An 18428-nucleotide genomic window follows, 5' to 3' on the forward strand; every position below is an offset into this window, starting at 1 on the left:
CTGGTCCGGGCCGGTCACGCCTTACGGTCAGCGCGACGGGACGCCCGGGAGGTGTCGGATGGATGCGGTGACGGTCCGGACGGACGACGTCGACCAGGCTCGCGCCGAGGTGGGTCGGGTCTTCTGTCCACACCGGCTGACTCCCCAGCCGGGTGTGCACAGCGTGCGACTGCGGATGGCGGCTCGCCGGTCGGGCGGGGTGGGCGTCGTCGACCTCGACTACGGGCAGGCGGTCCGCATTCAACCGCCCGCGTTGGAGACCTTCTACCTCGTCCAGATCCCCAGTGCCGGCAGCACGACGGTCCGGCACGCCGGTCAGACAGTGACCTCTACCCCCGAAGTGGCCTCGGTCCTGTCCCCGTACGACTCCTCGGACATGCGATGGTCCGAGGGATCGCCCCACCGGATCTTCTACGCCGACCGGCGGGCCGTCGACCGGGAACTCGCCCGCCTGCTGGGCCACCCGGTGGACGACCCGGTCCGCCTCGACGTCGGCATGCTCATGACCACGCCGACCGCGCAGGCGTGGGCGCGCGGGGTGGCGTTCCTCGCCGACGAGCTGTCCCAGCCGGCGGACGCGTCCCTGTTCGACCACCCGCAGGTAGCCGCCCGTTTCGAACAGGGGCTCATCGGCAAGCTGTTGCTGGCCCATCGGCACAGCCACTCCCACCTGCTGGCCGAGCCGGGCCAGCACGCCCACCCCGGGCGTCTCGTCCGCCGGGCCTGCGCCCTGATCTCCGAACACCACGGGGAGGCACTGACCGTCGGTGAGGTCGCCGAGGCGCTACGGGTGAGCGTACGAACACTGCAGGACTGTTTCCGCCGTGAGTTGCAGACCACCCCGACCGCGTACCTGCGGGCCTGCCGGCTCGACGCGGCGCACCGCACGCTCCGCTCGGCCGCGCCGGGGGCGTCCGTGACGACTGTTGCCCTGCAACACGGCTTCGTGCACCTCGGTCGGTTCGCGACCGAGTACCGGAGCCGCTTCGGTGAGACGCCGTCCACCACCCTGCGTCGGTGACGAGCTTCCCGCTGGTGCCACGGCACGTCGGCGCGGTCCTACCGACGAAAGCGTCATCCCGGTGCCGCCGGCCAGTCTCCTGAGGGGAGGGGCTGATGGTGATCAACCGACACTCCTCCGCTGGGTAGTTTTGCGACCACACACGAGGGAGTCGAGACGATGCGCGCAACCGGCCAGGGTGAAGCGGACGCCGCGAGGGGAAACCGGGGCGTCCACGCAGAGCCCCGACGCGGGGTGCTCGGCCGCCTTCCGATCGGCGCGAGGCGGCTGCTGTGGCCGCTCCTGGTGGCCGCCGTGGTCGCCGTACCGGTGACCGGTGTGATCGTCGTGGTGCAGCCCACCGGGCCGACGCCCGCCCCGGCGGCGACACAGGCGCTCGAGGCGCCGTCGCCCACGAGCCCGCAGCCCGGCGCACCCAACGCGCCCACGCCCACCGCCACGCCGAGCCCGGCGGGGGCGGGGGCGACCCCGACCCCGACGGCGAAGCCGACAACGGGACGTCCGGTCGCCCCGGCGGCCCCGACGACGACCTCGAAGCGCAAGGGCGTCGGGGTGTGGACCTTCGACGGCGTCAGTCAGGCGCTGGCCAACTCCGGGGCGAGTTGGTACTACACCTGGGACGTGGCCCACTCGGGCGTCACCAGCCCGAAGGGGGCCGAGTTCGTCCCGATGATCTGGGGGGCGAAGAGCGTCACCGCCACCAACCTGCAACAGGCCAAAAAGAACGGCCGCTACCTGCTCGGGTTCAACGAGCCGGACCTGAAGGGTCAGGCGGGGATGACCGTCGAGCAGGCGTTGGAGCTGTGGCCGCAGTTGCAGGCCACCGGCCTTCCGCTGGGTAGCCCGGCGGTGGCCTGGGGCGGCGACCGGCCGGGCGAATGGCTCGACCGGTTCATGGCCGGGGCGAAGCAGCGCGGCTACCGCGTCGACTTCATCGCCCTGCACTGGTACGGCGGCGACTTCACCACCGCCAACGCGGTCAACCAGCTCAGGTCGTACCTGCAGGCCGTGCACGACCGGTACGAGCTGCCGATCTGGCTCACCGAGTTCGCCCTGATCGACTTCTCCAACGGCGTGCGCTTCCCCACCCAGGCACAGCAGGCCGCGTTCCTCACCGCGGCGACCCGGATGCTGGGTGGCCTGTCCTGGCTACAGCGGTACGCGTGGTTCGGCCTGCCCGCCACGGACAAGGACCAGACCGGCCTGTTCCGTACCGGCAGCACCGTGACCGCCGTCGGCCGCGCCTACCAGGCGGCGCGCTGACCTACAGCACGTCGACGTGGTCCCGCCAGGAGTGCTGGGGCTCGTACCCCAGCACCCGGCGGGCCTTGTCGATGCTGAGCAGCGTCTCGTGCTCACCCAACTCCTTACGGATCTCGACGCCCGGGTAGACCTCGGCCATCAGGCTGGCGCTGGACCTGCTCATGACGGTGTCGGCGTTGGCGATGACGAAGACGTCGGCACCGGGCTGGTCGTGCGCGAGGGCGCGCTCGACCGCCTGGGCCCCGTCGCGGGCGTCGATGTAGCCCCACAGGTTCCACCGGCGCAGCTGCGGGTCGGCGTCGAACGAGGGGAACGGCGCGTAGTCCTCGACGTCCATGACGTTGGAGAAGCGCAACCCCACCATGACCAGCTCCGGGTCCCACCGGCAGAAGTGCCGGGCCATCTCCTCCTCAAGGGCCTTGTTCAACGAGTACGTCGACTCGGGCCGTGGCGCGTACTCCTCGTCCACCGGCGCGTACGGCGGCGGGGTGTCGAAGGGCAGCCCGAGCACCGTCTCGCTCGACGCCCACACGACCCGCTTGATTCCGGCCGCCCGAGCCGCGGCGAACACGTTGTACGTGGCGGCGGAGTTGTTCGCGAAGGTGGCCGCGTTCGACATCAGCCCGGGGGCCGGAACCGCCGCGAGATGCACGACCGCGTCGACGCCACCCGCGTGCTCGTCGGCGCCCCCGGTGAACGCCTCCACCACCTGCCCGTAGTCGGTCAGGTCGACCAGCAGGAACTCGCCGTTCACGTCGCGTGGGTCGCGGCCACCGGCGCGGTCCACCGCCAGCACGTCGACGCCCACGGCGCGCAAGTGGGCGACCACGGCACGGCCGAGCTTGCCGGTGGCGCCGGTGACGACAACACGCCTGGGCAGTGCGGGATTGCTCATGACCACATCTTCGCCGGGGACGAACGGGGACCCACACGCGGGTACGGCGTTACCCCTAGCATGATCGACATGGACATCACGATTCACACGTGCTCCCTGCCGCACACCGACCCGGACGCCTCCCTGGCCTTCTACCGCGACGCCCTCGGCTTCGAGGTCCGTAGCGACGTCGGTCAGGGCACGATGCGTTGGATCACGGTCGGCCCCGCCGACCAGCCCGGCACGTCCATCCTCCTGGCGCCGCCGGCTGCGGACCCCGGGGCCACCGAGGACGAGCGCCGCACCATCACCGAGATGATGGCCAAGGGCACCTACGGCTGGATCCTGCTGGCCACGCGGGACCTCGACGCCACCTTTGAGAAGGTGCAGGCCGGCGACGCCGAGGTCGTCCAGGAGCCGACCGAGCAGCCGTACGGCATCCGCGACTGCGCCTTCCGCGATCCCGCCGGCAACCTGGTCCGCATCCAAGAGCTTCGCTGAACCGTCCGGTCCTCGATCTGCGCCGTTCGGGACAGCTGACGAGACCGGTCAGGATTCAAGAAGCGCCGGTCGCCCGGCCGCAAATAGCGTAATCGCCATGACATCCATCGCATCCGTCACCCTCGACGTGGCCGACCCCGCGGCCACCCAGCGCTTCTACACCGCCGCCTTCGGTCTGGACAAGCAGATTCGCCTGCGGGCCTCGGACGCACCGACAAGCGGCTTCCGTGGGTTCACGATGGCGCTCACGGTGTCCCAGCCGGCCACCGTCAACGGCCTCATCGGCACCGCCCTGGACGCCGGTGCGACGTCGCTGAAGCCTGCCGCGAAGTCGCTCTGGGGCTACGGCGGTGTCGTGCAGGCCCCGGACGGGACGATCTGGAAGATCGCGACCTCGGCGAAGAAGGACAGCGGCCCGGCTACCCGGCATATCGACGAGATCGTGCTCCTGCTCGGAGTCGCGGACGTGGCTGCGAGCAAGCGGTTCTACGTCGAGCGCGGCCTTGCCGTGGCGAAGAGCTTCGGCCGCATGTACGTCGAGTTCGTTGCTGGGTCCAGCCCCGTGAAGCTGGCGCTGTACCGACGTCGTGCCCTCGCCAAGGACGTCGGCGTCGCCCCCGCCGGCACCGGGTCGCATCGACTCACGATCGGCGGCGACGGCGGGCATTTCACCGACCCGGACGGGTTCGCCTGGGAAGCCTCATCGCTGGCGACCGCGGAGTGACTGGAGGAAGCATGACGGAAGTTCCGCCGCGTGGGCTCGAGCAGGGGCCTGGCGGGAGGCGAACGAGCTGAAGGGACGCGTCCTCATGCGTGACGGCCGCTGGCTCGGCTGACCGCGCGATGTACCTGTAGCACCATGATCGGGGCGGGCGGGTGCGTAACGTGCAGGGGTAAACGTTGTCGCGACGAGGAGACTTCATGTCCAAGCCACCGCTTCCCGAGGCCGCGGTCGCCATGCTCCAGAAGCCGAACCCCGCCGTCATGACCACCCTGCGCAACGGTGGCCAGCCGGTGTCCGCCGCCACCTGGTACCTGTGGGAGGACGGCCGGATCCTGGTGAACATGGACGAGAGCCGCCGCCGGCTGGAGCATGTCCGCAACGACCCCCGGGTGTCTCTCACCGTGCTCGACGAGGCCGGCTGGTACACCCACGTCAGCATCATCGGACACGTCACCGAGCTGCGCCCCGACGAGGGTCTGGCGGACATCGACCGGCTGTCGAAGCACTACACGGGCAACGCGTACCCACGCCGGGAACGTGCCCGGGTCAGTGCCCTGATCGAGATCGACCGCTGGCACGGTTGGGGCGCGCAGAAGGACAACAACCAGGTCGGCTGACAGTCACCGTCCGCCCTGTCGCCTCGACGGCTGCCCTCGGGGCGACGGGGCACCGGCCGTCAGGGCGTCAGGGCGGTGGCGGACCGGGCGCCGACACGGGTCACCAGGTAGCCGAAGGCCGCAGCGGTGAAGAACATGACGATGCCGTAGACGGCGCCCGGGATCGCCATCTGGGTGCTGTTGAGCAGCGCCGGACTGAGCGCGATAGTGATGGCCAGGGTGCTGTTGTGGATGCCGATCTCGAAACCGGCGGCCGTCGCGGCGCTCCGGTCGACACCGGCGAGGCGCGGCACCCCGTAGCCGATGGCGAGGCTGAGCAGGTTGAAGGCGAGCACGGCCAGGCCGACCGAGACGAAGTAGTCGGCGATGTTCTCCCGCTCGCCGAGCACCGCACCGGCGATCACCGCGACGAGGACGACGACGGAGAGGATCCGGACCGGGCGGTTCAGGCGCTCGGCCAGGTGCGGCATCCGCGCCCGGATGAGCATGCCGATCACGACCGGGACGAGCACGATGGCGAAGACCTGGAGCACCTTGTCGAACTGTAGGCCGATGCTCCTGCCGTCTGGCAGGAAGTACGCCGCCGACAGGTTGACCAGGATCGGCAGGGTGACCACGGCGAGCACCGAGTTGATGGCGGTCAGGGTGATGTTCAGGGCCACGTGCCCGCCGAACAGGTGGCTGTAGAGGTTGGCCGTGGTGCCGCCCGGGGACGCGGCCAGCAGCATCATGCCGACGGCCAGCTCGGGTGCCAGGTCGAACGCGAGGACGAGGCAGAAGCAGAGCGCCGGCAGCACCAGCACCTGGCACGCCAGGGCGATGACGGCGGCGCGTGGATGCTGGGCCACCCGGCGGAAGTCCGTCATGGTCAGTCCGAGACCCAGACCGAGCATGATGATGCCGAGGGCGATGGGCAGGCCGATCAGAGTCAGGGCGGAGTCCATGGCACAACATCGTTACCACCGGGTAACGCCGTAACAATCCCCCATGTGGCTGGACGCTCTTGACCCCGGACGGTGACCGGCTTAACTTCATCAATCAGATAAGTCTCTTTACTAATTCTGCTTGATGCCTCGTGGGAGTGTGCCGATGCGACCATTCCGCCACCGCCGTCTCGCCGCCGTGGTCACCCTGGCGGCCCTGCTGTTCACCGCCGCCCCGCCCAGCGCCGCCAGCGCGGGCGACAATCAGCAGCGCCGCACCGGTTACCACCGGGTCGGCTACTTCACCCAGTGGGGCATCTACGGCCGGGCCTTCCCGGTGAAGAAACTCGAAACCTCCGGGGCGGCGAGCCGCCTTACCCATCTCAACTACGCCTTCGGCAACGTCAGCGAGGACGGCCGCTGCTACGTGGACGGTGGGCCGGGCGAGGGCGACGCCTGGGCCGACTACCAGCGTCCCGTCCCGGCCGAGGAGAGCGTCGACGGCGTCGCGGACGCACCGGGCCAGGCGCTCAACGGCAACTTCGGCCAGCTCGCCAAGCTCAAGGCCAAGCACCCCAAACTGAAGGTGCTGATTTCGCTGGGCGGCTGGAGCTGGTCGACGTACTTCTCGAACGCGGCCCGCACCGACGCCTCCCGCAAGGCGTTCGTCACGTCCTGCATCGACCTCTACCTCAAGGGAAACCTGCCCGGCGGTGACGGCGCCGCCGGTGGCCCGGGCGCCGGGGCCGGCGTCTTCGACGGCATCGACCTCGACTGGGAGTGGCCCAACTGGGAGGGTGAGCCCGGCAACGTCATCCGCCCGGAGGACCGGGAGAACTTCACCAAACTGCTCGCCGAGTTCCGCGGGCAGCTCGACGCGTACGGGCGCACGACCCGCGCGCACCACCCGCTGACCGCGTTCCTGCCAGCCAGCCCGGCCACCATGGACGCCGGCTACGAGGGCCGCAAGATCTTCAAGTACCTGGACTTCGCCACCGTGCAGGGGTACGACTTCCACGGCGGCTGGGACGCGCGGGCCAACCAGCAGTCGGCGCTGCGCGTCCCGGCGGGCGCCCCGGACAACCCGGACTTCTCCGTCGAGGTGGCCATCGACGGGTGGATCGCCCGCGGCGCGCCGCGGGACAAGCTCGTGCTCGGCATCCCCTACTACGGTCGCGGCTGGACCGGCATCACCGGTGGTGGCAACGGCCTGTTCCAGCCGGCCACCGGGCCCGCGCCGGCCACCTTCGAGGCCGGGTACGAGGACTACAAGAAGCTGAAGACCCTGGCCGGTAACGGCTACACAGTGCACCGCGACCTGCGCGCCGGGCACGCCTGGTTGTTCGACGGTACGACGTTGTGGACGTATGACGATCCGGCGGTCGTGTTGCAGAAGACGCTCTACATCCGACGGGCCGGCCTGGCCGGCGCCATGATCTGGTCGCTCGACGGCGACGACGACAACGCCACGCTGACCAAGACGATCGGCCTCGGCCTGACCACCTGGTAGCCGTACCCGATCCACCCGGCCCGTCGCCGGCCGACTCCTCGGCTGGCGGCGGGCCGGCTACCGCTACGCGGGTGTCACCGCGCGCACCGCGGCCTCGATGAGCGCGGTCACCTGGTCCATGTCCCGAGCCCGGTGCACGTCCACCTCGGCCGACCATCCGTCGGGCCGGGTGAGCCTCACCGTCACATCGTCGCGGCGGTGGGTCAGCCAGCCGGCGATCGCCTGCACCAGCACCATGGCGGTGCCCGCGTCGCTGGCCGCCACCCGCAGGACGTCCGTGGTGTCCGCCGACATCCCGTCGGGGGACGTCGTGGTCACCCCCTCCCGCAGCCGATCCTCAGCGCGCAGCCAGGACGCCAGCGAACGCCGAGCATCGGCGGACGGAAGATCCGGATGGACCGAGAGCGTGATCATCTCCGGCACGGCTCCTCCTCCCAGACGACGACAAGCCCACACCACCATCCTGCCAGCCCGCGTCGGGACCGGCACGCCGAGTAGTCGGCAATATCGATCAACCCTTGACCGTCGTATCGGCGGTTCATAGGCTCCGGCCACTGCGAGGTTGTTCCCGAGAAGGGAAACACGACTCATGGCCCCATCGACACGTCCGTTCCGGATGGTCACCGCCAGGCGGCTGGCACGTGCCGCCACGATCGCCCTCCTGCTCGGCATGGTTCCCCTGCTCGGCGGCACATCGGCCGCGAGCGCCGCCCCGCCCTCCCGGTGCAGCGACGACCCGACCGCCAGGTTGGGCACGGTGCCCGCTCCGGAGAACGTGCTCGGCTTCCCGCTCGGCGCCGGGCAGGAGCGGGTCGTCACCAACGACGAGGTCCGGGCCTACCTCGGGGCCGTCGATCGCGCCTCCAACCGGGTCGTCACCGGCGTGATGACCACCAGCGTGCTCGGCCAGCCGTTGCCGTACGCGGTGGTGTCCAACGAGCGCCACGTGCGCCCCGCCGCGTTACGTGAGATCGCCGACGACGTCCGGGACCTGCGCGACCCGCGCCGGACCAGCGCGCGAACGGCCGCCCGGACGGCGAAGGACAGCCCGGCCATCGTCTGGGTCACCGCGAACGTGCACGGCGGCGAGAAGAGCGGCGCCGACGCGGCGCTCAAGACGCTGTACGAGTTGGCGGCGGGCCTGTCCTGCGCTGTCGCCCAGCGCAACGACAACCTGGTCACCATCATCGTCCCCACCCAGAACCCGGACGGCCGCGACGCGACCCGCCGGCAGAACGAGTTCGGCTTCGACCTGAACCGGGACTGGTTCGCGCGCACCCAGCAGGAGACCGACGGCAAGCTCGAACTGCTGCGCCGCTACCCGCCGCAGGTGTTCATCGACGCACACGAGATGGGCGGCCGGCAGTACTTCTTCCCGCCCAACGCCGACCCGATCCACCACGAGATCGCCGGTGAGGCGGTGGACTGGATCAACCGCATCGGCGAAGCCAACAAATCCGGCTTCGGCTTCAACGGGGCCTGCGACGAGACCGTCACCACCGAGTGCTACTTCAACTACGACACGTACGACATGTTCTTCATGGGCTACGGCGACACGGTGCCGACCACCGGCTTCGGCGCGGCCGGCATGACGTACGAGAAGGGCAGCGCGTCGGCCGTGGCCGACCGGGTCCAGCAGCAGTTCCACACCCAGTGGTCGACGCTCGGCTGGGCCGCCGCGAACAAGCGCGAGGTGCTGGACGGCTACTTCGACATCTGGACCGACGCGCTCGCCCAGGGCCGGGCGGGCACCCTCGAACCGAACGAGGTGGTGCAGCCCACCAACGAGGTCCAGTTCCCGGTGCCGGACCTCACCATCCGCTCGTACTTCCTGCTGCCCGACCGGCAGCTCGCCGACGTCCGCCAGCTCGTCGAGCGGCTGCGCCGGATGGACGTCGAGGTGTACGAGGTGCAGAAGGCAACCCGGGTGCCCACCGCACGGGTCTTCGGCGGGCGCAGCGCCACCAACGTGACAGTGCCCAAGGGCGCGTACTGGATCCCGATGGACCAGCCGCAGAAGCACTGGATCCAGGCCGTCATGGGCGAGGACCCGTACGTCCCGTTCCCGTACTTCTACGACGTGTCGTCCTGGAGCAACCCACTGCTGATGGGCATCAACACCATCTACACCGGAGACACCGTCCGGCCGAGGGCCGACCTGGTCCGCAAGGTCTCCGGCGGTCGCACCGGCGCGGCGTGGCCCTGGGGCTCGTACACGTACCCGCTCGACTCGGCCGCCGCCGCGGAGTTCACCTTCAACCTGCTCGGCCGCGGCGTCCCCCTGGTCCGTGACCTCACGACCAGCACTGTCGCCATCCCGGCCGCCAAGGTGAGCCGGGCCGTGGACGGGCTGGCCGAGTCCCTCGGAGTCAGCCTTACCCCGGGCGGTCGACCCTCCGGCACCCGCCTCGACCTGCCCGACGTGGGGCTGTTCCAGGGCACCGGCATCTCCACCACCTCCGGCTCACACGGCGAGGCCCGCTACGTGCTCGGCAAGCGGTGGGGGCTCGACCTCAAGCCGGTCACCACCGCCGACATCAACGACAACACCGAGGCGTTCACCGGGCGCACCGTGCTGCTGGTGCCGGACGGCAGCAGCGCCACCGGCGGCCTGACCGCCGCCGGGCAGGCCAACCTGCGCGACTGGATCGGCCAGGGCCACACCTACCTCGGTCTGCGCAACGAGGGCACCCGGGTGGCGCGGGCCGCCGGGCTGACCTCGACCACGGAGAAGACCAAGCCGGCTGACTACCTGGTGATCGGCTCGCACCTGCGCGTCGACGTCGACCAGGACAGCCCGGTGGCGCTGGGCCGCCCCGCGGAGGACTTCGAGTTCAACAACAGCGACCCGATCCTCACCCCGAGCACCACCGGGACGAACGTGCTCACCTACCCGACTGGTGACACCTTCTGGGCCAACGGTTTCACCGTCGGGGCGGAGACACTGAAGGGCACGGCGGCCGTCGTCGACGAGCCGACCGGCGCCGGTCGGGCGGTGCTGTTCGCGTTCAACCCGCTCTTCCGCGCGTACAACGAAAATGGTCTGCACCTGGTCGCCAACGCGCTGCTCTACCCCACGAACCCGCCGGGCGCCCGACGCACGCCGGGCACCGACCCGGCGCGCGCCAGCGCCGCCGCCTCGCCGGTGACCCTGGACCTGGGCGGCGGGTGGCGGCCAATCACCATCCAGGTGGCGGCCGGCGACCTACCCCGCACCCGGGCGATCGTCGAACGCTTCACCACCGACGCCCGGACGTCCGCGAAGAACGGTTCGGCGTACGTCGTGATCCCGAACCCACAGGGACTCCAGGCGGACGAACACCCATTCGCACGTGATCTGGTACGCGCGCTGCGCGAGGCGCGAGTGCCGCTCCAGTCGGTGGTGAGCTAACCGACTCCGGCACGGCGAAGCGCCCATCCCCTCGACTGGGGGCGGGCGCTTCGGCGCGTTCTGGGGGCGGAGTTACGACCGCTGGGCGAGCTCGGCGACGAATGCCTGCCACGACACCGGCCCGAAGACCAGGGCCGGCCCTTCGGGGTCCTTGGAGTCCCGCACACCGACGACGCCGGGCAGATTATCCGCAACCTCGACGCAGGCTCCGCCATTGGTGGATGAGCGGGAGGCTTTCCGCCACTGTGCGTCCGTCAAGATGTCCATGTCTTTGCTGCTTCCTTCAGTAAGTCGAGGGTTTGCCCGAGTGGGAGAGCCTCGCCTCGGACGGCGTCCCACGACAGTCCCAGGCTAGCAACACCCTCTGGCTGCTCTACGATCTGCGCCGAGAGCTGGTTGTCCACATAGCCAACACGTGACCCGTCGGGCATGTCGGCCAGAATGAATGCGCCCGCCAGCCCTGAGTACATGCCAGTAGACATCGGAACCAGGTGCAACTGAATATGCGGTTCCTCCGCACAGCTCATCAAATATTCCACCTGCTCGGCCATCACGTCCCGACCACCGCAGGCCCGTCGAACCGCCATCTCGTCGAGGACTACGAAGAGCTGCGGCGCCGGGGCGCGGGTGAGAACCGCTTGCCGCTCCAACCGCGCGGAAACGCGCTGATCTAGCTCGATCGCCGGCACCCGTGCGGCCCGGAAGGTTGCCCGTGCGTACGCCTCAGTCTGAAGGAGCCCCGGCACGAACGCGTGCTCGTACCAGCGCAGCGCAGTCGCCTCACGCTCAGTCTCGATCCACTCGCGCAGCCAGACCGGCGCAGCGTCTCCCTTCACCAGCTCATTCCAAAGCGTCGTGAAATATCCACCGGTGTCGAGTGTCTTATCCACGGCCGCCAGATAGGGCAGCGTGGGCTGCTTCGTTCCAGTCTCGATGGCACTCACCTGAGAATCTGAGCAAAACACCTGCTCTCCGAGCTGCGCCTGAGTCAATCCCGCCGCTGTCCGGCGTCTTTTCAGCTCGCGAAGTAGGTATTCAGAGGGTGAGATTCCCACGACTTCCACGCCCTTCCGCATGATTCCACGCCGTTCCCCACCGATCCCGATCTGATGGCGACGTTCCGTGATCGAGCGGTAACTGTTCCGATCCTAAGGGCCCAACATCCAGGGTGGAACCAGCGGCGCGGCCGGTGGAGGACCCGAGACCCGGCGGACGCGTTCGTAGCGGGGCCGCCCCCCTTGGGCGAGCACTCACGGGGCGGCCCCCTCCCAACGTCAGCCAGGAGAGCATCGTGAGCATCGACCAGCCACGGCAGGTGCAGTCCGGTGACCTGTTGCGCCTGACCCGCGCGGCGAGCCCGCAATTCGCTCGGCCTGTCACCGTCTCCGTGATCCGCGCCCTCACCGACCGGCACACGTACCACGGATGGTTGTGGATCGACGCCTACCAACTCGGTCCGAACGGCGACGCGATCGCGCGCCGCGAGCTGTACCTGATGCCCGCGGGCGCACAGTGGCTCACCTCCCCGCCGAGCCGGCCCACCGTCCGGCGTCCGGTCCGGCGAGGCCCGGTGCGGGTCGGCTGATGCCCCGCCGCGCATTCGAGCACCGGCCGCCCGCCCGACGTGGCGCTGCGGGACGTGCGGCATCGCCTGGCCCTGCTCAGCGGCGAAGCTTCGCCTCCTCGCCGAGTACCGGCTCGACCGTCCGGCCCTGCTCGTCCACCTGGCCATGCTCCAGGCCGAAGCCGCCGCCAACCTCGCCGCGCTGAACCCGGGCGCACCACCGGCCGACCTGACGGCACGCTTCACCGGCTGGGCGTCCGCGCGGTAGCCGCGATCTCGTCGATGCCAACCACTCGTTGGCGACTGGCTGCCGTGATGACCAACCACCTACCCCGAGGCAGATAGTGGAGGAGTTCGGAGTCTTTGGCGTTGATGTCATCGTTCGTCCTCGAGGGACAGTGCCCCAAGATCCATAGTGCTAGCTTGACGCGCCTACCTCACATGAGGACTTCCCTAGGAGTGCCATGAGCCTTGCCTTCTCACCCTTCACCCCCTCCCGTCGTCGCACCTCGATCGCCGTGGCGATGGCTTTTCTTCTCATCGTGCCGGCTGTCGCCACCTCCACCGCCACCGCGGCGGCCGCACCGTCCAGCCCTGTCGTGGCGTCCGATCCCCAGTCCACTGACAATTTGGACTCCGTACTGCTCGCGGAGATGCGTCGGCAGAATGAGTTGGAGCCTGCTCTCCGCGCGATCTGGGACGAGCAACTGAAGACACCTACCTCCGGTTTCGCGGGCGTTGCCTTCGAAGGTAAGGGCCTGTCGGTCTACTGGAAGGGTGGGCTGACTCCGGGAATGAGCAGCACCCTCGCCCGCGCCCGCAACTGGGGTCCTGTCGAGGTGAAGCAGGCCGCATACTCGGAGGCTGAGCTGCAAACTGCTGGCCAGAAGATCCACCAGGCCAGCAGGTCGCATCGAGGTAGCGAGATTCAGTCGGTCGGCTACAAGCCGGACGGCAGTGGGCTGGAGGTGACGCGCGGCCCCGCGATTGTGGATCCGGGCTCAGCGAAGGACAGCAGCTTCGCCCGGAGCGCGAAGGCACCGGTCGCCCAGGTCCTCCAGGAGGCGAAGGTGTCGGTGCCGGTAACGGTGATCGACGCCACGCAGCCATTGGATCTGATGGTCTCTCGCCTCGACGACTCTCCCCCATGGAACGGTGGTGGACGCTGGGAGGCGTGGCGAGGGCTCGACAAGCGCAACACCTGTACGACTGGCTTCGGGGTACACGCCAACGGTCGGAGCTACGTGCTGAGCGCTGGACACTGCGGGACTCCGCCGGACATCGCCTTCCAGGGCACGAACGGCAGCTCGGCGTTCGATGAGATGGGTCCGGTCTACGACGATGACTGGCGTTCCGACCTTCTGATGATCAACTCTCCGGGTTGGTACAAGATCTTCGACGGTACGTCGACCACCTCTACCACGAAGAATGTCACTGGCTATGGATACTGGGCGGCGAATCAACTCGTCTGCCAGTCGGGCCGGACGAGTGGAACGGTCTGCGGCCTCAAGCAGGTTCAGTCGCAGGGCCTCGAAGTAAGCTGCAATACCCCCGACTCCGACGGCGACTGCGGCTACGTCATCGAAGGTGTGATCAGGACTACGCAGGTCGACGGCGCTCCGGCTGCACGCGGTGGTGACAGTGGTGGTCCCGTGTTCACCCTTGACGGCTCCGGCGTCCGCGCGAAGGGCATCCTCGTCGGAGGCGGTGGCACCAGCATGTACTTCCAGGACTGGGCGGATGTGATCCGCGTCTACGGCGCGTACCCGAATACGAGTTCATCGACCTCCTGACGGAGAGCTTGGGGTGGGCGGCGCGCCGCCCACCCCATCCGCTTACCGAGACGCGGTACAGCGAGGACTAACATCCCCTCAGGCCAGCAGTAGGAGCGACAATGACCGATCAGAAGCCATCAAGCGTTACTTCCCGCAGCGGGTGGCGTCGGTATATCGGTCCCCTGATGGCCGCCTCGGTGGTCGTCGGTCTCGCGCTGACCGTCGGCACGTTGATGGCCGGCAGGGAGAAGGTGCCGGCGGAGGCCTCGTCGGCTCCCTCGGCCGCCTCGGACAGGAACACGGAGCCGGGTCCGGCCCGTTGCCCCGATACGTGGACCGACTCGGTGCCGGTGCAGCACGGCAAGGACGTCCTGGTCCCAGTCGGGGCGACGGAGGTGCTGTTGTGTAGCTACCGGCATGAGGCGACCCCGCCCCTGAGTCTTGGCGCCAGCCGACGCATCACCAGCAGGGTCGACGAGCTGACGGCCTATCTCAACGGGTTGCCGAGCTCGTCACCGGAGGACACGGTCTGTCTGCTCGGACAGACGACCGAGCACGCATTCGTGTTCGGCTACCCGGGGCAGCGCGCAGCGGTGATTCGGCTCAGCAACTGTGCCTGGCAGCGTGAGGGCGCAACCCGCTATGGCGGTGACATACGCGAGGTGACCGCGTATTGGGGTGTGCGCTGGAACCAGTAGGGTTCCATTTCTAGAGGCTGCACTACGGCTTGCGGGCGACGCCGCTGTAGCCGGTGCGGGCGACCTGCGGGTCCTCGGTGGCCGGCGGCTCGGCGTATGGCCACATGTCGACCAGCCCGGGCGGCTCCAGGACGAAGTCGCCGAAGAACCGGGAGATGTCGGCGTGGCCGCGCGGCACGAAGGGACACCGCTAGGGGGCTGCCGACGTCGATCGCGGCGCTAGTCTCCGGGTGGCCGAGCACCTGCTCGGGGTCGCGGCTTGTCCGGTTGCAGGGTGACCTCCGGCTGCGACTGGGTCATGATCGACCACCTCTCCCCCGTCCGTCCGGTCCCGCAGCATAACGTTCACGGTGATCGGCTACCGGCCCCTCGGGTCGGCTAGCGGACATCCACCGGGCCGGATCACGACAGCGCTCCCGGCACCCCGCGGCGCAGGCTGGCCGGGATCTGTGCCGACCGTCGGCACCCGGAGGAGGCTCGCTATGGGCGTACCGCGCGCAAAAACGGCGGCGCTCGCCTGCGGTCTCGCCCTACTGCTGATGGTCACCACGGTCGGGTGCAGACGGTCGCGTCCGTCATCGACCCCGACCAGCGGCACAGCGACGGTCGGCCTGACCGTCAGCGCCGGCCAACCGTCGTACCGGGTGGGTGAGCAGATCAGTCTGCGGCTGAAGCTGGTCAACAACCGCGACGCCGAGTGCCACCTCAGTCGGGTGTCGGACGGGGTGGTGACGGTCATGTCGTTGACCCGCGACGGCACGGCGGTGGCACCCGCAGTCGGCGGCGCCGCCTACTACCGGGACTTCACCGCGTACCTGATCGAGAACCTGGTGCGGGTGCCGCCGCGTGGGTCGGTGGAGCTGACGCTGGGCAGCGACCCGCAGAGCCCGGTCGGCGCGGCGCTGACCACCAGCGCGCCGGACGGGCGGGGCGGGGCCACCGTCACCTGGTGGCCGGTCGACCAACCGGGGGCGTACCGGCTGGTGCTGGGCTACCTGCGGGCGCCGCTGCGCGGTGTGCCGGCGGATGCCTGCGCCGCGACCGCCGAGCAGGGCACTGTCGCGTTCGAGGTGAGGGGCGGATGATCGCGATGCGACGCCGAGCGCGACTCGGTCTCGTGTTGGGGGGTGTGCTGGTGCTGCTCGCCCCGTCGGCGGCATCCGCCACGGTGAGCGTCAACAGCGACCTGCAAGCCGCATACGCGGGCTGCGTCGCGACGATCCGCAGCTCCGGCAACGGCGGCGTGCTCGACGCGCTGGAGCGCTCCGGCAAGCAGATCAAGGTTCGTAAACCCATCCTCGGTACGGAGAGCAGCACCACGACGTACGTCCCGGGCAGCGACGTGCAGATTAACTGGTGGCCGGACAACCACGGGCGGGCGCTGCCGGAGGAGGGTGCGGGCTTCACCGAGGACCGGTGCGCCACCCTCATCCATGAGATGAACCATGCCCTCGACTACGCGAACGACACCGACCGGGGGCAGTTCTGCACCCAGGGGGGCCAGTTCGCCAGCGGGGTGGACCCCGCCGAGGTACACGCGACGTTGGCGGAGAACGCGTATCGCAAGGCCGTGGGATTGCCGACGCGCACGACGTACAGCGGTCAGAAGCTGCCGTCGAACGGCAAGGACTGCGACAAGCCCAGGCCCCGACCACCCGGTGGTGGTGGTTGTTCGATCTCGGTGATCGGCAAGGGTTACCGGTGCGCGAACAGCAACGGCGACCCGCACCTGCTCACCTACGACGGTCTGCGGTACGACTTCCAGGCCGCCGGGGAGTTCGTGCTGACCCGCTCGACGACCGACGACTTCGAGGTCCAGGTACGACAGACGATGTTCCCGGCCAGCTCGGTGGTGGCCGTCAACTCGGCCGTCGCGGTTCAGGTGGCCGGTGACCGGGTCGGCGTGTACGTCACACCCGACGGCCCGGCGGTCCGCGTGAACGGTTCCGCCCCGGTGTCCGCGCCCGACGGGGTGAAGCTGCCGCGCGGTGGCACCGTCACCGGCTGGGGAGACGGCACGGTGACCGTCGAGTGGCCGGACGGCGCCCGGCTGACCGCACAGCCGATCGGGGTGTGGGGGCTGAGCGTGAGCGTCAGCGCGCCCACCGCCCGGGCCGGGACGTTGGAGGGCCTGCTCGGCGACCATGACGGTGACCCCGGCGACGACCTGACCGTGCGCAACGGGAAGCGGGTGACACAGCCGCCCACGTTCGAGGCGTTGTACCCCGGCTTCGCCGACAGTTGGCGCGTCGAGGCGGAACTGTCGCTGTTCGACTACGAGCCGGGGCAGAACACCGGCACGTTCACCGACCGGCGTTTCCCGGACCGACTGCTCACCGTCGGGGACCTGCCCGACCGGGCCACCGCCGAACTCGTCTGCCGGCGGGCCGGTGTCACCGATCCGCGGATCCTCGACGACTGTGTGCTCGACGTCGGCCTCACCGGGCAGGTGGCGTTCGCTGAGGACGCCGCCCGCGCCCAGCGCGACGCGCCCGCTGCCGGTGACGTCGACCTGGCGGTGACCCGCGCCGGCGTCACGGCCGCGATGAAGGTGCCGGGCCGGGCCGGTCAGAAGATCTTCGTGGAGGTGCCCGCCGCCACCGTGCCGGATCGCTGCGGGGTGTTGCTGCTGCTCGACCCGCAGGGCCGTCAGCTGGCGACCGGCTGCGTCATCTCCGGTGCCGGCTTCATCGACACGACCACGTTGACCGCCACCGGCGACCATCAGGTGGTGCTCGACCCGTGGGATGCCGACCTTGGTCGGGCGACGGTACGGGTCGTTGCGGTGACCGACGAGGAGAAGACGCTCACGCTGGACGGGCCCGCGGTCCGGGCGACGCTCGCCCAACCGGGCGCGGTCAGCCGCCTGTCCTTCGACGGCCGCGCCGGTCAGAAGGTCTTCCTCCAGGTCACCGACGCCACAGTGCCGGACCGGTGCAACCTGCTGCGCCTGCGCGACCCGGTCGGTGAACAGGTGGCCAGCGGCTGCGTGATCGGCGGCCAGGGGCATGTCGACGGGTTCGTCCTGCCGGCCACCGGCCGGTACGTGCTGGAGGTCGACGGGACCTCCACCGACACCGGCTCGGCGGAGGTGCGGCTACGCGACGCGCACGACGAGGAGGCCGACACCGTCGCGGACGGTCGGGCCGCCACCCTGACGGTCAGCCGACCGGGTGCGGTGAGCCGGCTGAGGTTTCCCGCCGACGCCGGTCGTCGCGTCACCGTCGAGGTGACCGCCGGGAGCCTGCCCGACCGGTGCGGCGTCCTGCTCCTGACCGGCCCGGACGGCGACACGATGGGCAGCGGCTGCGTCATCGGTGGGACCGGCCGGTTCGAGACGGGTCCGCTGCCGAAGGGCGGCACGTACACCCTCGTGCTGGACCCGTGGGCGGACGACACCGGCTCAGGCACTGTCATCATGCGTCAGGGTCGCTGACGGCGGCGGCTGTTGTGGGGCTGGCCCTTCCCGGACGAGCGTGATGCCTGTGAGTCATCTTGATGACTCACAGGCATCACACACTTCGGGGAGTGCGTCAGGGGCCAACCCGAGCCGCCCTGACCATCGAC

Annotated in this window: 18 protein-coding genes; 12 read left to right on the forward strand and 6 right to left on the reverse strand. The window is 69.6% G+C overall.

The features are described 5' to 3' along the window. The first annotated feature begins 67 nt into the window (after positions 1-67). Both ACIA47_RS02745 and ACIA47_RS02750 read left to right on the forward strand, forming a co-directional pair. Positions 68-1021 carry an AraC family transcriptional regulator gene (locus tag ACIA47_RS02745; RefSeq protein WP_396704886.1) on the forward strand — a complete coding sequence of 318 codons (954 nt, stop codon included), beginning with the start codon at positions 68-70 and terminating at the stop codon, positions 1019-1021. Between the two features lie 159 nt (positions 1022-1180). After that, positions 1181-2284, forward strand: coding sequence for a glycosyl hydrolase (locus tag ACIA47_RS02750; RefSeq protein WP_396704888.1), 1104 nt, complete (start codon positions 1181-1183; stop codon positions 2282-2284). A gap of 1 nt (position 2285) precedes the next feature. Here the strand turns inward: ACIA47_RS02750 and ACIA47_RS02755 are convergent, their stop codons facing one another. Then, positions 2286-3179: an NAD-dependent epimerase/dehydratase family protein gene (locus tag ACIA47_RS02755; protein ID WP_396704890.1), complete on the reverse strand. Its 894-nt coding sequence runs from the start codon at positions 3177-3179 to the stop codon at positions 2286-2288. A gap of 69 nt (positions 3180-3248) precedes the next feature. Here ACIA47_RS02755 and ACIA47_RS02760 point away from each other — a divergent pair, with 69 nt between their 5' ends. The 3 genes from ACIA47_RS02760 to ACIA47_RS02770 all read left to right on the forward strand — a co-directional run bounded on the left by ACIA47_RS02760 (position 3249) and on the right by ACIA47_RS02770 (position 5000). Next, positions 3249-3659 (forward strand): VOC family protein, encoded by a 411-nt coding sequence (locus tag ACIA47_RS02760; protein ID WP_203124369.1) that lies wholly within the window; start codon positions 3249-3251, stop codon positions 3657-3659. A 97-nt stretch (positions 3660-3756) separates the two neighbouring features. Next, positions 3757-4383, forward strand: coding sequence for a glyoxalase (locus ACIA47_RS02765; RefSeq protein WP_396704892.1), 627 nt, complete (start codon positions 3757-3759; stop codon positions 4381-4383). Positions 4384-4580: 197 nt separating this feature from the next. Beyond that, complete coding sequence (locus ACIA47_RS02770; protein WP_030337921.1) at positions 4581-5000, forward strand: PPOX class F420-dependent oxidoreductase; 420 nt, start codon at positions 4581-4583, stop codon at positions 4998-5000. A 59-nt stretch (positions 5001-5059) separates the two neighbouring features. Here ACIA47_RS02770 and ACIA47_RS02775 read toward each other — a convergent pair whose 3' ends face one another. Next, positions 5060-5944, reverse strand: a complete 885-nt coding sequence (locus tag ACIA47_RS02775) for a bile acid:sodium symporter family protein (RefSeq protein WP_396704895.1) — start codon at positions 5942-5944, stop codon at positions 5060-5062. A gap of 145 nt (positions 5945-6089) precedes the next feature. Here ACIA47_RS02775 and ACIA47_RS02780 point away from each other — a divergent pair, with 145 nt between their 5' ends. Next, positions 6090-7433: a glycoside hydrolase family 18 protein gene (locus tag ACIA47_RS02780; protein WP_396704897.1), complete on the forward strand. Its 1344-nt coding sequence runs from the start codon at positions 6090-6092 to the stop codon at positions 7431-7433. Between the two features lie 63 nt (positions 7434-7496). On the opposite strand, the gene ACIA47_RS02785 is transcribed toward ACIA47_RS02780, so the two are convergent. Further along, a complete protein-coding gene (locus ACIA47_RS02785) occupies positions 7497-7847 on the reverse strand; it encodes a hypothetical protein (RefSeq protein WP_396705343.1) in 351 nt (116 codons plus the stop codon). 175 nt (positions 7848-8022) lie between these two features. Between ACIA47_RS02785 and ACIA47_RS02790 the strand changes: the two genes are divergently transcribed. After that, complete coding sequence (locus ACIA47_RS02790; RefSeq protein ID WP_396704899.1) at positions 8023-10824, forward strand: M14 family zinc carboxypeptidase; 2802 nt, start codon at positions 8023-8025, stop codon at positions 10822-10824. A gap of 72 nt (positions 10825-10896) precedes the next feature. On the opposite strand, the gene ACIA47_RS02795 is transcribed toward ACIA47_RS02790, so the two are convergent. Further along, complete coding sequence (locus ACIA47_RS02795; protein WP_366342512.1) at positions 10897-11091, reverse strand: DUF397 domain-containing protein; 195 nt, start codon at positions 11089-11091, stop codon at positions 10897-10899. Next, positions 11079-11900 (reverse strand): helix-turn-helix transcriptional regulator, encoded by an 822-nt coding sequence (locus tag ACIA47_RS02800; RefSeq protein ID WP_396704902.1) that lies wholly within the window; start codon positions 11898-11900, stop codon positions 11079-11081. The genes ACIA47_RS02795 and ACIA47_RS02800 overlap by 13 nt, the downstream gene beginning before the upstream one ends. A gap of 215 nt (positions 11901-12115) precedes the next feature. On the opposite strand from ACIA47_RS02800, the gene ACIA47_RS02805 reads away from it, so the two are divergent. The 3 genes from ACIA47_RS02805 to ACIA47_RS02815 all read left to right on the forward strand — a co-directional run bounded on the left by ACIA47_RS02805 (position 12116) and on the right by ACIA47_RS02815 (position 14861). Continuing rightward, positions 12116-12409: a hypothetical protein gene (locus ACIA47_RS02805; RefSeq protein ID WP_366342514.1), complete on the forward strand. Its 294-nt coding sequence runs from the start codon at positions 12116-12118 to the stop codon at positions 12407-12409. A 443-nt stretch (positions 12410-12852) separates the two neighbouring features. Then, entirely contained in the window at positions 12853-14181 is a 1329-nt protein-coding gene (locus tag ACIA47_RS02810) for a hypothetical protein (RefSeq protein ID WP_396704904.1), read from the forward strand. 101 nt (positions 14182-14282) lie between these two features. Beyond that, the gene (locus ACIA47_RS02815; RefSeq protein ID WP_396704906.1) at positions 14283-14861 is read left to right on the forward strand and encodes a hypothetical protein; all 579 of its coding nucleotides are present in this window, start codon (positions 14283-14285) and stop codon (positions 14859-14861) included. Between the two features lie 22 nt (positions 14862-14883). On the opposite strand, the gene ACIA47_RS02820 is transcribed toward ACIA47_RS02815, so the two are convergent. Continuing rightward, a complete protein-coding gene (locus ACIA47_RS02820; protein WP_396704908.1) occupies positions 14884-15039 on the reverse strand; it encodes a hypothetical protein in 156 nt (51 codons plus the stop codon). Between the two features lie 304 nt (positions 15040-15343). On the opposite strand from ACIA47_RS02820, the gene ACIA47_RS02825 reads away from it, so the two are divergent. Further along, complete coding sequence (locus ACIA47_RS02825; protein ID WP_396704910.1) at positions 15344-15946, forward strand: hypothetical protein; 603 nt, start codon at positions 15344-15346, stop codon at positions 15944-15946. Next, positions 15943-18297, forward strand: a complete 2355-nt coding sequence (locus ACIA47_RS02830; RefSeq protein ID WP_396704912.1) for a VWD domain-containing protein — start codon at positions 15943-15945, stop codon at positions 18295-18297. The genes ACIA47_RS02825 and ACIA47_RS02830 overlap by 4 nt, the downstream gene beginning before the upstream one ends. Positions 18298-18428 lie beyond the last annotated feature (131 nt).

It is taken from the genome of Micromonospora sp. NPDC051227 (assembly GCF_044455385.1).
In the GTDB taxonomy this organism is placed as follows: domain Bacteria; phylum Actinomycetota; class Actinomycetes; order Mycobacteriales; family Micromonosporaceae; genus Micromonospora.